Annotated in this window: 16 protein-coding genes; 7 read left to right on the forward strand and 9 right to left on the reverse strand. The window is 66.6% G+C overall.

The window, feature by feature from the left end; genetic code table 11:
* The first annotated feature begins 75 nt into the window (after positions 1-75).
* The 4 genes from Hhyl6_RS17365 to Hhyl6_RS17380 are packed head-to-tail and all read left to right on the forward strand — an operon-like array spanning position 76 to position 2,556.
* Positions 76-990 carry a metal-dependent hydrolase gene (locus Hhyl6_RS17365; protein ID WP_483740505.1) on the forward strand — a complete coding sequence of 305 codons (915 nt, stop codon included), beginning with the start codon at positions 76-78 and terminating at the stop codon, positions 988-990.
* Between the two features lie 42 nt (positions 991-1,032).
* Positions 1,033-1,653 (forward strand): hypothetical protein, encoded by a 621-nt coding sequence (locus Hhyl6_RS17370; RefSeq protein WP_483740506.1) that lies wholly within the window; start codon positions 1,033-1,035, stop codon positions 1,651-1,653.
* Positions 1,650-2,309, forward strand: coding sequence for a DUF2238 domain-containing protein (locus Hhyl6_RS17375; protein ID WP_483740507.1), 660 nt, complete (start codon positions 1,650-1,652; stop codon positions 2,307-2,309). Before Hhyl6_RS17370 ends, Hhyl6_RS17375 begins: the two co-directional genes overlap by 4 nt.
* 46 nt (positions 2,310-2,355) lie before the next feature.
* On the forward strand, positions 2,356-2,556 hold the full coding sequence (locus Hhyl6_RS17380; protein WP_483740508.1) for a dodecin: 201 nt from the start codon (positions 2,356-2,358) through the stop codon (positions 2,554-2,556).
* Here the strand turns inward: Hhyl6_RS17380 and Hhyl6_RS17385 are convergent.
* From Hhyl6_RS17385 to Hhyl6_RS17425, 9 genes are all read right to left on the reverse strand, one after another.
* On the reverse strand, positions 2,553-2,924 hold the full coding sequence (locus tag Hhyl6_RS17385) for a HesB/IscA family protein (RefSeq protein ID WP_166970632.1): 372 nt from the start codon (positions 2,922-2,924) through the stop codon (positions 2,553-2,555). The genes Hhyl6_RS17380 and Hhyl6_RS17385 overlap by 4 nt on opposite strands.
* A 67-nt stretch (positions 2,925-2,991) precedes the next feature.
* The gene (locus Hhyl6_RS17390; RefSeq protein WP_483740509.1) at positions 2,992-3,339 is read right to left on the reverse strand and encodes a hypothetical protein; all 348 of its coding nucleotides are present in this window, start codon (positions 3,337-3,339) and stop codon (positions 2,992-2,994) included.
* A 144-nt stretch (positions 3,340-3,483) separates the two neighbouring features.
* Positions 3,484-4,749 (reverse strand): histidinol dehydrogenase, encoded by a 1,266-nt coding sequence (gene hisD, locus Hhyl6_RS17395; protein ID WP_483740510.1) that lies wholly within the window; start codon positions 4,747-4,749, stop codon positions 3,484-3,486.
* A gap of 72 nt (positions 4,750-4,821) precedes the next feature.
* Positions 4,822-6,102, reverse strand: coding sequence for an outer membrane protein assembly factor BamB family protein (locus Hhyl6_RS17400; RefSeq protein ID WP_483740511.1), 1,281 nt, complete (start codon positions 6,100-6,102; stop codon positions 4,822-4,824).
* Between the two features lie 81 nt (positions 6,103-6,183).
* Positions 6,184-8,217 (reverse strand): SpoVR family protein, encoded by a 2,034-nt coding sequence (locus Hhyl6_RS17405; RefSeq protein ID WP_483740512.1) that lies wholly within the window; start codon positions 8,215-8,217, stop codon positions 6,184-6,186.
* Positions 8,214-9,527 carry a YeaH/YhbH family protein gene (locus Hhyl6_RS17410; RefSeq protein WP_483740513.1) on the reverse strand — a complete coding sequence of 438 codons (1,314 nt, stop codon included), beginning with the start codon at positions 9,525-9,527 and terminating at the stop codon, positions 8,214-8,216. The genes Hhyl6_RS17405 and Hhyl6_RS17410 overlap by 4 nt, the downstream gene beginning before the upstream one ends.
* On the reverse strand, positions 9,518-11,800 hold the full coding sequence (locus Hhyl6_RS17415; protein ID WP_483740514.1) for a PrkA family serine protein kinase: 2,283 nt from the start codon (positions 11,798-11,800) through the stop codon (positions 9,518-9,520). The genes Hhyl6_RS17410 and Hhyl6_RS17415 overlap by 10 nt, the downstream gene beginning before the upstream one ends.
* Positions 11,801-13,873, reverse strand: a complete 2,073-nt coding sequence (locus Hhyl6_RS17420; RefSeq protein ID WP_483740515.1) for a PrkA family serine protein kinase — start codon at positions 13,871-13,873, stop codon at positions 11,801-11,803.
* Positions 13,870-14,028 (reverse strand): hypothetical protein, encoded by a 159-nt coding sequence (locus Hhyl6_RS17425; RefSeq protein ID WP_483740516.1) that lies wholly within the window; start codon positions 14,026-14,028, stop codon positions 13,870-13,872. The genes Hhyl6_RS17420 and Hhyl6_RS17425 overlap by 4 nt, the downstream gene beginning before the upstream one ends.
* A 296-nt stretch (positions 14,029-14,324) precedes the next feature.
* On the opposite strand from Hhyl6_RS17425, the gene Hhyl6_RS17430 reads away from it, so the two are divergent.
* Genes Hhyl6_RS17430 through Hhyl6_RS17440 form a run of 3 tightly spaced genes read left to right on the forward strand, consistent with a single transcriptional unit; the run spans position 14,325 to position 15,813 of the window.
* Positions 14,325-14,702 carry a DUF5820 family protein gene (locus Hhyl6_RS17430; RefSeq protein ID WP_483740517.1) on the forward strand — a complete coding sequence of 126 codons (378 nt, stop codon included), beginning with the start codon at positions 14,325-14,327 and terminating at the stop codon, positions 14,700-14,702.
* 32 nt (positions 14,703-14,734) lie between these two features.
* Positions 14,735-15,187 (forward strand): UPF0179 family protein, encoded by a 453-nt coding sequence (locus tag Hhyl6_RS17435; RefSeq protein WP_483740518.1) that lies wholly within the window; start codon positions 14,735-14,737, stop codon positions 15,185-15,187.
* Entirely contained in the window at positions 15,184-15,813 is a 630-nt protein-coding gene (locus Hhyl6_RS17440) for a cupin domain-containing protein (RefSeq protein WP_483740519.1), read from the forward strand. The genes Hhyl6_RS17435 and Hhyl6_RS17440 overlap by 4 nt, the downstream gene beginning before the upstream one ends.
* The last annotated feature ends 8 nt before the right edge of the window (positions 15,814-15,821 follow it).

The raw sequence follows: 15,821 nt of genomic DNA on the forward strand, positions 1-15,821 counted from the left end.
TCGGCCTACCTGCGCGTGGGATTGCACACCCGTTGACACGCGATACTTATACCTGCCGACGACGAAATGGCTGCCATGTTCGTCGGACACGCACTGGTCGCGTTCGCCATCACCGCGCTCGCGGCCAGACGGTTCGACGTCGCCCCGGAGCGTGCGCTCCAACTCGGCGTCGTGGCCGGCCTGTTCGCCGCCGTGCCGGACGTCGACGTCGTCTACGCTCCCGTCGGGTTACTCCTCCGGTCCGTGGAGACGGTCGGTCCGGACGTCTTCTGGGAGACGGCCAACGTCATCCACCGCGGCCCGACCCACTCGCTCGTGATGGGGGCCGCACTCGCCGTCGCCGTCGCACTGTGGGCCGTCGATACCCGTGCCGCTCGGACCGCGTCGCTGTCGCTCGTCGCCCTCCTCGTGGCCGTCGCGGCCGCCGTCAGCGGGACCGTCGGCGGCGTGGTCGTCCTCGTGTTCGTGCTGGCCGGACTGGGTGTCGGCGTCTACGCCCGACAGTTCGACGTCGGAAGTCGTTCCCTGCTTGCCGCCGCACTCGTGGGCCTGTTGTCCCACCCGTTCGGCGACCTGTTCACCGGGTCGCCGCCGGCCCTGCTCTACCCGTTCGACGTGACGCTGGTCGCCGAGCGCATCGCGCTCCACCCGGACCCGACCGGCCACTTGCTCGCGGCGTTCGCCGTCGAACTCGGCACTGTCTGGCTCGCGCTCTGGACGTACGCCCGCCTCTCGGGGTATCGCCTGCCCGCGCTCGTCAACCCCCGGGCGTCGCTGGGGGCCGGGTACGCCGTCGCGGCAATCGTGCTCCCAGCGCCGACGCTGGAGCAGTCCGCACACTTCGTGTTCAGCGTCCTCGCTATCGGCGTCGTCGGAGCGCCGGTCCGTCCGTTCAGTCGTCGGGTCGACTGGCTGGAGACGGCCGTGACGGGTCTCGCCGCCGTCACCGTCGCGGCGCTGGCGTACGCCCTCGCGTACGGCGTTCTCTGACCCGCCGATAGGGTTTTCTTCGCGGGGCCGCATCTGCACGATATGGATGCTGACGTGACGGCGCTGTTGCGCGACCGGCGGACCAACGCGCTCGTCAGTTGGGCCGTCGTCGTCGTTTTGTTGGCCGTGGTCGCCGGGAGCGTTCTGGACGGGCAACTGCTCTGGGCGGCCTTCGCCGCCACCGTCGCCGCCCTCGCCGTCCTGCCGCCGGTGTCCCTCTGGAACCGCGACGCGATGCTCCCGTGGGAGATTCTCCTGCTCGCCGCCCTCCCGGTCGTGGGTCGCCTGTTCGCGACGGTTCGTGTCACGGGCAATCTCGCGACGTACCTCTCGGTCGCCGCCATCGCGCTCATCGTCGCCGTGGAACTCCACGTGTTCACGCCGGTCAAGATGACCCCGCGTTTCGCCGTCGTCTTCGTCGGGGTGACGACGATGGCCACCGCCGGCGTCTGGGCCGTCGTCCGCTGGGCGGCCGACCGACTACTGGGGACGACGTTCATCCTCGACCCCGCGCTGACGGAACACGCCATCGAGCGTGCGCTGATGTGGGAGTTCGTCGCCTCGACCATCGCGGGCATCGGCGCCGGTATCGTCTTCGCGTACTACGTGCGCCGGCAGTTCGGGACAGAGCGGATACCCGAGGAGGTGCAACCGGAGCTATGAGGCTTCGGGACTACCTCGGAATCACGCCGCGGCGTCAGCGGCAGGCCTCGCGGGCGATGACCCTCGCGATGGTCGGCATCTTCGCAATCGGCCTCGAACGCGGGAGCACGGGCGTCATGGTCAACACGGGCATCGGTCTGCTGGTCACGCAACTCCCGCCGGTACTGGAACGGGACTTCGGTATCACACTCGACCCCGGTCTGACCCTGTGGATAACTGGTGCCGTCTTCTTACACGCGTTCGGCGTCCTCGGCCTCCCGGGGTCCGAGACGAACCTCTACGCCGGTATCTGGTGGTGGGACCACGTGACACATGCGCTCTCGTCGTCGCTGGTCGCCGCGGTGGGTTACACGACGGTCCGGGCCCTCGACCGCCACTCGGAGGAGATTTACCTCCCGCCCCGGTTCGTGTTCGTGTTCATCCTGTTGTTCGTGATGGCTTTCGGGGTGTTCTGGGAGGTCATCGAGTTCACCATCACGCTCGTCGCGGAGTCGACGGGCAACGACACCATCCTCACGCAGTACGGCCTCGAAGACACGATGCTGGACCTCGTCTTCGACACCATCGGTGCCGTCGTCGTCGCCGTCTGGGGCACCGCACACCTCACCGACGTCGTCGGTCACGTCGAGGGGTGGCTGGAGACTCGGACGGGGTAGTCAGGCCGTAGCTTTAAGCTCGGTCCGTGCGATTCGATAGCACGCTATGGTCTTCAAGAAAATCACACTCATCGGAACGAGTTCGGAGAGCTTCGACGCCGCCGCCGACGACGCCATCGAGCGCGCAGAGCGGACGCTTGACAACCTGAAGTGGGTCGAGGTGGACGAACTCGGCGTCGAGATAGCGAGCGTCGAGGGCCGCGAGTACCAAGCCGAGGTGACGGTGGCCTTCGAACTCGAAGACTAGGTCCGGAAGGACTCGCCACAGCCACACTCGCTGACGACGTTCGGGTTCTCGACGTGGAACCCGGCGCCCTGCAGTCCGCCTTCGTAGTCGAGGACCGACCCCTCGATGTAGTCGATGCTGGCGCCGTCGACGAACACGCGCAGGCCGTGGCGTTCGTAGACGGTGTCGTTCTCCTCCGGTTCGTGGTCGAAGCGCATCCCGTAGGAGAGGCCGGCACAGCCGCCCTGCTGGACGAACAGCCGCAGGCCGGCGACGTCGGTGTCCATGTCCTCACTCTCTAGGAGCGCTATCGCTTCCTCGGCGGCTTCCTCGGTGACGCCTACGTCCTCGCCACCGAGTTGTGGCTCACCGTCGACGGTGCTGCTCATACGGATAGATGTGCTCCCGAACGTGTTAACACTGACGCCGGTCGGGAGCGAGCGGGCGGAGACACTTTCAGCCCATCTCCGTGTCCAGACGGACGTTGAACCCCTCTCTCGAGAGGTCCTGGAGGATGCTCTTGGCCTTCGCACGGGTCTTCTCGTCGAGGCCGGCGATGGTTTCGAGGCTGTGGTCGCCCTCGTAGGCGCTCCGGATAGCGTGTAAGTTGAGGTCGCCGTCGGGGTCGACAACAGGGAGTGCGAGGTCGCCGAACGTCTCGGGTGGGAACCCACTCGCCGACACCACGAAGTGGTCGGCTATCTCCGAGAGGTCGTCCGTCTCGAAGTCCGCCTCTGCGGGGATGTGCCACTCCTCGGTCGTCGTCCCGTCGTAGGAGACTGGCGTCGCGTCGTAAGCGGTCATGACTAGGGACTGCTCGCCCTCGACAGAAAAGTGGGTGCCCTGCTCACTCCGGGTGTGTCTCTCCGCTACCAACCCGGCGTCGCCTCGCTTCGCCGCTCTCGTCCGGGGCCGGTTCTCGCTTACGCCGCTCCGCACACGACCCCGCTAGAACCGCTTTCGCACGCTCTCGGCGTGCGCCTCTAACCCTTCGGCCTCAGCCAGCGTCGTGATGGTCTCTCTGAGGTCCCCCAGCGACTCCTCGGAGAGGCGCTGGACGGTCGTCGACCGGACGAAGGTGTCCACCGAGAGGCCGCCAGTGACCCGTGCGGCCCCGCCGGTCGGGAGGACGTGGTTCGTACCGGCGGCGTAGTCGCCGGCCGCCACGGGGCTGTACGGGCCGAGGAACGCGGACCCCGCGGAGGGAATACGGTCCAGCAGGGCCTCGTCGTCCTCGGCCTGTATCGAGAGGTGTTCGGCGGCGTACTCCTCGGCGAACAGCACCGCCTCGCTCATCGACCGGGCGAGGAAGACGCCGGAGGCGTCGTTGGCGAGAGCGCCCCGGATGACCGACTCGCGGTCACGGTCGTCCGCCTGTTCCTCGACGGCCGCGGCGACCGCCTCGGCCAGTTCCTCGTCGTCGGTGACGGCGACGACGGATGCGTTCTCGTCGTGTTCGGCCTGTGCGACGAGGTCCGCGGCGACCAGTTCCGGGTCGGCCTCGCCGTCCGCGACGACCATGATTTCCGAGGGGCCGGCGAGGAAGTCGATGGCCACGTCGCCCCGGACTTCGGCCTTCGCGGCGGTGACCCAGCGGTTGCCGGGGCCGACGACGATGTCCGTCGCGGTGACCGTCTCGGTGCCGTACGCGAGGGCGGCGATGGCCTGCGCGCCCCCGACCTGATAGACGGCGTCGGCGCCGGCGACGTGGATGGCCGCCAGCGTGACCGGGTTCACGTCGTCGGCGGGCGGCGTGGCGACGGCGACGTGTTCCACGCCGGCCACCTTCGCGGGTATGACGCCCATCAGCGCGCTGGATGGATAGGCGGCGGTGCCGCCGGGGGCGTAGATACCGGCGCTGTCCAGCGGTCGGTACCGGCGACCGAGTTCCCGGCCCTCGAAGTCCTCGCGCCAGTCCTCGGGCACCTGTCGCTCGTGGAACGCCCGGACGTTCTCGGCGGCGTCCTCGATGGCCGCGCGGACGTCGTCGTCTATCTCCTCGTAGGCGCGCTCTGCGGCGTCGGTGATGTCGACGTTCCCGACCTCCACGTCGTCGAACTCGGTGGCGAATCGGCGGAGCGCCACGTCCCCCTCCTCGCGGACCTGCGCGACGATGTCCCGCACGTCGTCCCTGACCGCGTCGACGCCCGCGTCCCGGTCGAACAGGGCCGACCGCTCGTCGGGGCCGAGGTCGGCGACACTGCGTACGTTCATACCCGCTCAACGTGACGGGCGGAAAAACGGGTTTCCCTTCGCACCGGACGCCGAGACGGTCGTCCCGACCGCTCAGGGCGCGAGTGCGAGCACCGACTCGCCCTCACCGGCGAACGCGAGGCCGTCGCCGACCGTCAGGCGTGTGAGCCGGGACTCGCCGGCGAACGTCCACGCCGCCTCGCCGGTAGCCGCCTCGAAGGCGAGGAGGTGTCGGTTCCGGTCGTCTCGACTCTCAGAGCGCTGTATCACCAGTTGGCCGTCGAGCAGTCCCGAGGGCCGAGCGATGTACGCGTCGACTGGCGTCCGCCACTCGACCGTGCCGTCCGACAGCGAGATGGCGGCCGCGTCCTCGTTGACGACGTACAGCGTCCCCTCGGCGTGTGGCGCGTCGTAGATGGTCGCGCTCACGTCGGCGGACCACCGGACCTCGCCGCTCGCGGGGTCGAGACTCGCCACCGACTCGCCGCCGACGAGCAATCGGTCCCCGACAGCCTGCGTCGTGTACGCGTTCCAGTCGTCGAAGGTCCACAACTGCTCGCCCGTCGCGGCGTCGACGCCGTGGACGACCGGTTCGCGCGGGTCCGCGGCGCTCACGAGGGCGACGGTGTCGCCGGCGACCGAGAGCGTTCGATACTGGTACTCGGGGACTTCGTACTGCCACGCTCGCGTCCCGTCTCGCCCGAACACGTCGAGGACGCCGTAGGCGGGGACGTACACCCGGTCGTCGGTGACGAGGCCGCCGCGGGGGTCGCCGATTTCGACCGACCACCGCTCGGTCCCGTCGGCGAGCGAGAGCGCGTACAGGGTCTGCCCCGAGGACTGGACGTGGTCGTCCGTCGTGGCGACGTAGGCGGTGTCGCCGTCGATGCCGACGACATCGAGCCACCAATCGGTGGGCGAGAACGTCCACCGGCGGTCCCCGCTGTCGCCGCCGACGGCGTGGACGGCGTGGCCGGACTGGAGGCCGTCATCCCCAGCGACGACGAGGACGGTTCCGCCGCCGACCACTGGCGATGACTGTATCTTTCGCTCGGCGTCGTAGGTCCACAGTCGCCGGCCGTCGGTCTCGTCGAGCGACGCGAGCGTTCCGGTAGCGGTCCCGGCGAACAGGCGGTCACCGTCGAGGGCCGGTCGGTTCGTCACCGTCCCGTCGAGTGACTGCGCCCACGCGACGTGTTCGGCCGCCGCCCGCGCGTCTGTCGGGTCGGCGTCTGTGCCGTCGGTACCCGTCCCACCGTCGCCGCTTTGCTCGTCGGACCCCGTGCCCGACCCGCCGCTGGGTGACCTATCGTTCAGGCATCCGGCGACGGCTGTGGTCGCTGCCAGCGAGAGGAACGTCCGTCTGGAGGGCATACAGTATGCTCCCGAGTACGAGGGCACATACCTTCTGAAAACTTCGACGGCGGTTTGAGCGACGAGGCGGGGAGGGGCCGGTCAGGCAAGCCACTCGTCGGGCTTGGTGTTGTAGTCGATGTCCGTCGCCGCGAGGTGTTCGACGTCGCTCCACGGCACGTCCTCGACGGTGACCTCGCTACCGTCGTAGCGCAGGCGCTTCCCGACCTCCTCGGGTTCGGGTTCGCGGTCGCGGCGTTTCGCCACCTCGATGTCGTGGTCGTCGAACTCCTTGACGATGGTCAGCAGGTTCACCGGCCGGCCCCAGAGTTCGAACACCCGTTTCAGGACCGACGTGGCCTGACTTCGGTCCAGCATCACGCCGTTGTACTGGTGGGCCAGCAACAGTTCGTTGCGGTTCCGGTAGTTGCCGTCCTCGACGACGACGGTGGGCTTCCCGAAGTTGGTGAAGTTGAGCATCAACTTCTTCTTGACGTCCTCGTGGTCGGTGGAGGTCACCCGGTAGTCGCCGGAGGCGTGGGTGTACTCGTAGGTGAAGTAGTCGTTGTCGTCGACGAACTCCTGCGTGAGGAACTCGTCGAGGAAGGTCACGTCGTTGTGGCTCTCCCGAATCTCGCGCATCCGCTCCCAGCCCCGCGTGTAGTCGACGTCGGCCAGCGCCTCTGCGACGCTGTCGTAGCGCGAATCGTCGAACATGTAGCGGGAGACCCGCTCCAGTTCCTCCTGCCCGACGCGGGAGACGAACCCGCGGTACTGGGGCTTCACCAGCGAGTAGTGCCGCTGGGCCAACCCTTCGTAGGTCAGGACCTTCCACGGGTAGCGTTCGACGTCGAACTCGCCGTCGCGGGCCGCTTCGAGGCCTTCGGCGTCCACGCGCGGGTCCTCGGGGTCGAGTTCGTCGAGGTGGCCGGCGACGTCGGTGAGCCACGCCGGCGGTTCGAGGGCCGCCTGCACCTCGGCGAAGTCCACCACGTCGCCGAAGGTGCGCCACGTGACGCCGTCGACGCGGAGCAACCGCTCGACGACTTCCCGGCGGTTCTCCGTGTTCTCGACGTACTCCCATATCTCCATGCCGAGTTTGTACGGGTTCAGTCCGGGGGACCCGAGCACTTGCGCCATGTGGTCTGCGTAGAGGACGAACTCGTCGTCGCCGGCGAACCGCTCGCCGGTCATCATGAGCGACTCCCAGTAGGCGGCCCACCCCTCGTTCATGACCTTCGTCATCTTCTGCGGGGCGAAGTAGTACGCCTCGCGGCGCAACATCTCGAGGACGTCCTTCTGCCAGTCGGTCATCTCGACGGCCTTCTCGGCGTCCTCGTCGTAGGCCATCCCGTGCTTGCGGAGGAAGCCGAGGACGTCCTTGTCGGGTTCGGCCGGGAACGAGACGCCCTCGCCGTCGTCGCTCTGTGCGTCCAGCCACTCGTCGTCGAACACCTGTCGCTTGACCTCGTCGGAGAGGTCCAGTTCGTCCAGTTGCTCGGTGACGTCGACGCCCTCGATGTCCTCGAAGTGCTCTTCGGCCGTCTCGACGGGACTGTACGGTTGGTGCTGGTCGATGTTGTCCTCCAGACAGAGGACGTGGTCGACGAACCGCTCGACGGCACCGCGCTCTATCTCGGGGTCCTGCATGTACTCCCGGATGGCGTCGGCGTGTCGGGCCAGCATGCCGGCGGCGTCGGGGCCTCTGTCGCGACCCTCCTCGGTCGCCGACCGCGGCGCGCCGTCGCTGAACATCTTGAACCACCGGTTGTTGGCGAAGAAGTCGGCGTGGGCCTCGACGTGGGTGATGACCGCCTTCTGGTCGGCCAGCGTGTTCGACTCCTGGAGGAAGGCGTGGGACGGGTCGTCGTTGTTGACGATTTCGAACGCCTTCCCGCCGAGGAACTGGCCCTGCTTCTGCTGGCGGTCGTACTGCATCCCCCAGCGCCAGTGCGGGTACCGCTTCTGGAACCCGCCGTAGGCGATGAGTTCGTTCATCTCGTCGTAGTCGACGACCCAGTAGTTCACCGGGTACGGTGACAGGCCCAGTCGGCGGGCGAGTCTGCCCGCCTCGCGGACCGGTTCCTCGAGGTCGTCGGCGATGCGCTGTTTGGCGAATCTGTCGTCGGTGCTCATCCGTTATCCTCCGTGCTCAGTATCTCGTAGATGGCGTCGACCACGTCCTCCGGCGAGGAGACGTACGCGACGGCGACGTTGTCCCTGTCCCTGAAGGTCCGTTCGACCTCCTCGGCGTGGGTGGCGTTGATGGCGTTCCCGCTCGGTTGGGTCTCCACGTAGGCGTGGAGGTTCGCCGGAATCTGCTCCATCAGCGGGACGACCTTCTCCTCGGTGTCGTTCGAGGAGTTCTCGCTGTCGCCCGCCGCGAACACGTATCGGTTCCACTCGCTCCACGGGTACGCCTCCTCCAGCCGCTCGGCGGCCAGTTCGTAGGCGCTGGAGATGCGGGTCCCGCCGCCCGACCGGATGCCGAAGAACTCCTCGCGTTCGACCTCCCACGCGTCGGCGTCGTGGGCGATGTAGACGAACTCGGCGTTGTCGTACTTCCCTTGGAGGTACCAGTCCAGCGGGGTGAACGTCCGCTCTACGAGTTCGCGCTTCTTCTGTCGCATCGACCCGGAGACGTCGCGGATGTTGACCACGACGACGTTCTTCTCCCGTTCCTCGACGATTTCGGGGTAGCGGTAGCGCTCGTCCTCCCGGCGGAACGGAATTTCGTCGACGCCCTCCCGGCGGATTCGGGCCGGGGCGTCCACCTGTTCGACGTTGTCCTCCATCTCCTCGATGGAGTCCCACGTCCCCTTCTCGTCGGCCGGGACGTCCTCGTAGGCGTCCTCTATCCACGCCTTCGAGACGGGAATGTTCTTCCCGCGGGCCCACTCGAACACCGTCGCCGGTCCCCAGCCGTCGACTTTCAGCGCCTCGCGGACGTAGTCCTCGTCGAAGTCCATCGCGAGCTTTCGCTTCAGCCCCTGCTTGAACAGGCGCTCGAAGTCCAGCGTCGAGGACGGGCCCGTGCGCGTGATGTCGGTGAAGTCGCCCTCAGTCTCCTCTATGACCTTCTTGCCCTTCGGTTCGAGGTCCAACCCGAGTTGCTCGTCGAGTTGCTGTGCGAACTCCTCGGGGTCCATCTCGTAGTACTCGTGCTCGCCGCCCTCTTCTCCGGGTTCCCCGTCCTCGTCGCCGTCGCCCGGCTGGGGCTGTGGCTGGCCCACCGGGTCGCCGGGTTCGGCGCCGTCGCCCTGTCCGACGCCGCCCTTGTCGCGCTGGTCGTAGGCGAACTCCGGCAGGTCGACTATCTTGATGGGGATGCGGACTTGGTCGCCGCGGGACTGTCCTAGGTCGCCGTACTGGATGAACTCCGCGAGGTCCTGCCTACGCTCCTCGCCGACTTCGCGGTACCGTTCGAGGTCGTCTTTCAGTCCCATCTGTAGCTCACCTGATTCATGACGTGTCGGCTGGTCAGTTCGGCCGTCGCCTCGCTGTAGCCGTGCATGTCGACCATGTTCTCGATAGTCATCTCCTTGAGACGGGCCGTCTCGGTGTTGGATGGCGGGGCGTCCCACTGTCGGGGGTCGAAGTCCTCGTAGGTCCGCTTGACGTCGTCCCAGTCGTGACTGCCGAGCACCGTCTTGATGACCGGTATCTCCTTCGGTGAGACGTCGGTCACCCGGAACTCCTCGTCGCGGCGCTGCCACGCGTGGCGGTTCAGCGCCGTGATTATCTTGTCCGTGCGGAACGCCTCGACGGCCTCGTCGGGGTCGTTCTCGTCGTAGTTCTGCTCGTCGAACCGGCCGAGGTGCTCTATCTCGAACACCTTCATCTTCAGCGGGTCCGGGTCGACGTACTCGCCGCGCTCGTTCTCTATCTGGTCGTCGGAGGCCCACGCGTAGACGTGTTCGATGTACTCCTCGACGGTGGCCGCGTCGACGCGCTTGTCGCGCATCATCGCGTCCAGTACGTCGCGCTCCTGTTCGCCGAAGACGTGGTTCTTCACCGGGACGACCCGCTCCTCGTACTCGGTGGCCTCCGCCGAGGAGAACACCGGCGCGTCCGCCATCCCCTCGGCGACGGCGTTCAGCACGTCGCGGGGCATGATGACGTGTTCGACCGGCAGGTCGGGGTGGTGGCGGTCCTGCGTCTCGTGGAGGAGGTCGGCGACCACGTCTCGGACGTGCGTGACGGGGATGCCGTGGTCCCCGTCGCGGTCGGTCGTCTCCAAGTCGTAGTCGTCGATGTCGATGCGCTCGTCGCCCTCCATCAGGTAGCCGCGGTCGAACAGCAGGGCCTTGTCCACGAGGTCCAGCCCGTTCGGAACGTTGGCGGCGTCGAGTCGGGAGACGACGGCGTACAGCGCCGCGGCCTCTATCGTGTGCGGGGCCAGTTCCTTCTCGGTGGCCGTCGCCACGTCGTCGCGCACCGAGACGGTCACCGGGTCCTGAATCCACGTCTCCAGTTCCTCCCACGAGTCGGGGTCCCACACCGTCGTCTCGTTGGTGAGTTCTCGCCGGAGCAACTGGGCCTCCAGCGAGAGGTTCGTCAGGTACGTGAACTCGTGTTTGTCCAGCCGCCGCTTCAGCGCCTTCAGCGGGTCCTGGCCCTCCCGGTCGGCGTGCTGGTTCAACTGCGCCTCCAAGTCGGGGTTCGAGATGATGACCAGTTGGGTGTCGACGTCCATCCCGATGCCCTTGTCCAGTTTGACGCGGCTCTCGTCCGGGACGTTCAGCAGTTTCTGGAGCAGGTCGGCGTGCTGGGCGGCGTCCTCGACGACGGTCAGTAACCCGTTGCCCTGCGAGAGGACGCCGTCGTAGGAGAACGCCTGCGGGTTCTTCCGGCCCCGGGAGTCCAGTTCGCGGAGCATCCCGTGCATCCACGACCCGACCAGTCGCTCCTTGGGCGTCCCCTCGTCCTCGGAGTGGAGGACGCCGATGCCGTGGCCCACGTCGACGACGAAGTTCTTCACCCGGAGGTGCGCGGGGTCGGTGACCGCCGAGAACAGGTCTTCGGCGCCCTGCCGGCGGTACTGCTCTTCGAGGTAGTCGTAGGCCTCGCGTGAGAACGGGTCCAGTTCCCCGTCGACGTGAATCTCGATGTGGTCGTCCAGTCGCTCGTTGAGGTCCGCCAGCAGGTCCGCGCGAACGTCCGGCGGGAACACGGTCAGCGGGTGGACCTGCACGGGGCTCTCGTACCAGTCGTCCTCGTCCTCTATCGGCGCGTCGCCGTAAGTGAGGGCGCTGTCGCTCTCGCCAGCGCCGGCGACGTTCCACTCGACGGTGTAGCGCCGCCCCTCCGGCGTCTTGGAGTACTCCCGGAGGCCGTTGATGAGACACCGCTTGAGTTCGGACTTGCCCGTCGCGGTGGGGCCCTCCAGCCACACTATCTTCTCGTCTTTCCCGCGGCCGGCCGCGATGGAGCGCAGGTCGTCGACGAAGGCGTTCAGAACCTCCGTGTTGCCGAGGATGGCGTGTTCCCCGTCGTTGTACGGGTCGTCGAAGAAGCGGTAGCGCTCCTTCTCCTCGCCCTCCTCGATGACGGTCCGTGTGCCCGCCGCCTCGATGGCCGAGAGCATGTACTTCGAGGCGTGTGCGGCTATCTCGGGCGTCTCGAGGACGGTGTCGACGTAATCTGCGAGGCTCATGGGGGCCTCGTAGGTGGCGTCGAGAGACTCGTCCGCCCGTCCGATGTACTCCTCGCCGCTCATCTAGTCCTCCATCTCGCTCTTGGCGACCTCCGCGCCGGCGAACTCGAGCACTTCACGGGCGCCCTCCTCGGAGTAGCCCTGCTCCATGAGCGCGTCTATCCACTGGTTGCGCTCGTCGTCGTCCATCTCGCCGCTGGACACCAGCGCGGAGAAGTTGATGTTGTGTTTCTTGTCCTCCCAGAGTTTGCGCTCCAGCGCGCGGCGCAGTCGGTCGTTGTCCTGCGGATTGAACGTGTCCCCTTCGCGGGCGCGCCGACTGACCCAGTTGGACACCTCCTGCCGGAAGTCGTCTTTCCGGTCCTCGGGCAGGTTGAGCTTCTCCTCGACGGAGCGCAGGAACTGCTCGTCCGGTTCCTGTTCGCGGCCCGTCAACTCGTCCTCGACGGTGTCGTCGTCGATGTAGGCCATGACGTGGTCCATGTACTTCTCGCCCTGCCGCTGAATCTCGTCCATGTCGTAGGCGAGTGCGTGGCGCACGTCCTCGATGGCCCGTTCCTTGTACTCCTCGCGGACCAGTTCGAGGAAGCGGTAGTACTGGTCGAACGACTCCTCGTCGATGGAACCGTGGTTCTCGAGGTTGCCTTCGAGGTGGTTGAACGTCGTCAGCGGCGAGAGGAACTGCCGGTCCCGGTGCATCGAGTCCATGATTGCCTCGGCTATCTCGTCGCCGATGAACCGCGGCGAGACGCCGTCCATCCCCTCGCCGATGTCGGCCGTCGTGGCGGCCTCGTCCCGGAGTTTCTTCACGTCGATGTCGTCGGCCTCGTCTATCTCGCCGTTGTAGGCCTTCGCCTTCTGAATCAGGTCGACGGACTCCGTGTCGGGTTCCTCGATACGGGTGAGGACGCCGAACAGGCCGGCCATCTCCAGCGTGTGGGGTTCGACGTGGATGTCCGGTAGGTCGGCGTTCCGGAGCATCTTGTTGTATATCTTCGCCTCCTCCTCGTACTGGAGGACGTACGGGAAGTCGATGCGTTTCGTCCGGTCGTTGAACGCCTCCATCTTCTCGTCGCCCTTCTTGTCCCGGTACTCGGGCATGTTCGTCCGGCCGACGATGACCTGGTCGATGTCGATACGCGGGTTGTTCTTCGGCTTGATGGTCTGTTCCTGACTGGCGTGCAGGAAGTCGTAGAGGAACTCCCGCTGGAGTTTCAGCAGTTCCTCGCCGGAGAAGATACCCCGGTTGGCGTTACAGAACGCCCCGGAGTAGTCGAACGCTCGGGGGTCGCTCTCGCCGTAGATGGCTATCTTCGAGTAGTTGACGTCGCCGGTCAGTTCCGTCTCGTCTTGATTCTTCTTGTCCTTGGGTTCGAACGTCTCGATACCCTGTCGCTGGTTCTCGTCGGCGACGAACCGGATAATCTCGACGTGGTTCTCCAGCACTGCCTGCAGGTCGTCGCCGTAGTTCGCCAGCAGGCGGTCCATGTAGAACTCCGAGGCGGGGTCCAGCGCCTGTTCGTTCCGGATGGTGTAGGGGGCGTCGAGTTCCTCGTTGATGTCCTCGATGACCCTGTCTCGCTGGTCCTGCGGGAGCAACACCATCGGGTCCTGATTCATCGGGGAGCGGACGACGTCGTCGGCGGGGTCCTGGTCCCCGACGACGTCACAGAGGTTCGTCCACCGGAACGTGTACATCCGCCCCTCGTCGCGGCGGGTGTAGTCCTCGAAGTACCGGCGAGCCTGCCGGTCGAAGTCGGACTTCCCGGACCCGACGGGACCGAGGAGCAGTTTGATGCGTTTCTCGGGTCCCAGCCCTCGCGCCCCGGACTTGACTTTGTTGACGAACTCGTGTATCGCCTCGTGGACTTCGCGGCCGTAGAACGTGTTCTCGCCGTCGTGGAGCGGGTCCTCGCTGGCGATTTTGTACTCGACCACGCCGGCGTCCTCGTCGTAGTCCGTCCCGTAGTAGTCGAACATGTCCGCGACGCGCTGATGGGCGTTGCGGGCGATTCGCGGTTCGTCGTACAGTTGGTCGAGATACCAGTCGAAACTCCGCGTCGTCCGGAGGTCGGCCGGTATCGTGTCTTGGTACTCCTTGCTCAGCGCTTCGAGTGTCTCTTTGTTCTTGCTCATGCTATCTCGGTGAGTTCGGCACGCGACAGCGCGCGGCCACGCGGGGCCTCCGTCTCGGACGCAGTACACCCGTGCCACCAACTGCCGCTCCGTGCGTGCAAGCGGGCGGCCGCGATGGGACCCGTGTTCGCGGGTCGGTGGTCGTACCATGCCATGTGTGCAGGCCGGGTGGTTGCGGGGACGGTCCCACCCCATTGGTAACGGGTGACAGTGGGTTACTGTTTCCGATACTATTTAACACATGAGTGCTTCAACATTAAGAGCCTTTTCCCGATACCCATATAACGCCGGGTTTTCGACGGCCGAAGTCACCTCCTAACACGGGGACGGCATCGCTGAGGCACACCTTGACACGGAAGTTATCCGCCGACTAGTTTATAAGTAGGCGTGCGAAAGCGGGGGACGACTCGGCAGTCGACAGAGTATTGGCCGGCGAGACGCACCCTCGCGTATGGACCTCGACGGACTGGTCGACGACTGGACGGTCTGGAACGAGACCGAGGAGAAACTCGTCCTCGCGTACCGTCCGGACGTCTTCGACAGTCAGAACTTCCCTGCGCCCTGTCTCCCGACGATTTACCTCACGCGAGGCAAGCGAACCCGTCGTCCCGGCGTCGACCGGACGGGCGAGGACTGGTACGTCACGCTGTATCTGGAACCCGAGGTGGACTACGGCGCGGAGTCCTTCGAGGACCGCGAGACGGCCGTCGCCGCCGCCGTCGACCTCGCGAACCGCTTCGCGTCGGGCGAGTTCGACTACCGGTCGCTGTATCAGGTGCCACGCGACGACTACCTCGACGAACTCGACGACATGACCGGCCGGGCCTGACGCTTAAATTCCGCCCGGGCGTACGACTCTCTATGACTACCGTTACGCTCGTCGGGACTCGTCTCGCGTCGGTGGGCGAGGAGTTCGTCTACCACGGCGAGGCGGACGCCTGCGCCGGGTGTCCGTACCAGACCCAGTGTCTCAACCTCACGCCGGGCCGCCGCTACCGTGTTACCGAGGTGCGCGAGAGCGGCCAGACCCTCGACTGTGCGGTCCACGACACCGGCGTTCGCGCCGTCGAAGTCGAACCTGCATCCGTCAGAGCGAACGTCCCGACGAAAGGTGCCTACGCCGGCAGTAAGGCGTCTCTCGCGGGCCCCTGTCCACACACGGAGTGTCCCAGCCACCAGTACTGCGAACCGATGGGCGCGGAGTTCGACGAGGAGTACCGCATCGCGGACGTCGTCGGCGACCCGCCACACGACTACTGTATGCTCGACCGGGACCTCACGCTGGTCGAACTCGACGCGCCCGACGACGCGTGACCGCCCCGGTGGGCCCGGGTGGCGACGGCGAGCAGTCGCCGTTCGGCCGCACGCACTTCCTCGACGACGATACCCTCGGGAGTCCGCCCGCGGGGAAGGTGGTCCGGTTTCTGGAGCGGCCCGACGACCCGGCGAGCGACCCGCTCCGATTCGACATGTGGCTCGCGGCCGAGGGGTCACACGGCCCGATGCGCCACGTCCATCCCGAACAAGTCGAGCGGTTGTCCGTGCAGTCCGGGTCGATGGGTGTGGTCCACGAGGGCGAGCGACGGATGCTAGCGGCGGGCGAAACGGCCGTGGTTCCCGCCGGGGACGTCCACCGGTTCTGGAACGCCGGCGACGACGTGCTTCACGTCCAGGGGTCGGTGACGCCCGGTCTCCGCACCGAGGCGTTCATGCGGGTCACGTACGGGTTGGCTCGGGACGGCGCGCCCGTCACGCCCTCGGGGATGCCGCTCAACCTCCTCAGACTAGGGGTCCTCCTCGACGAGTACGACGACATGCTGTTTCTGGCGTCGCTCCCGCTCTGGCTACAGTCGCTCGGCGTTCGCACGACGGCGATGGTGGGCCGGGCCGCGGGGTACGACAACCGCTACCCCGAGTATCTCCCGCCGTCGAGCGAGTGACGCCGGCC

It is taken from the genome of Haloarcula sp. H-hyl6 (assembly GCF_056934455.1).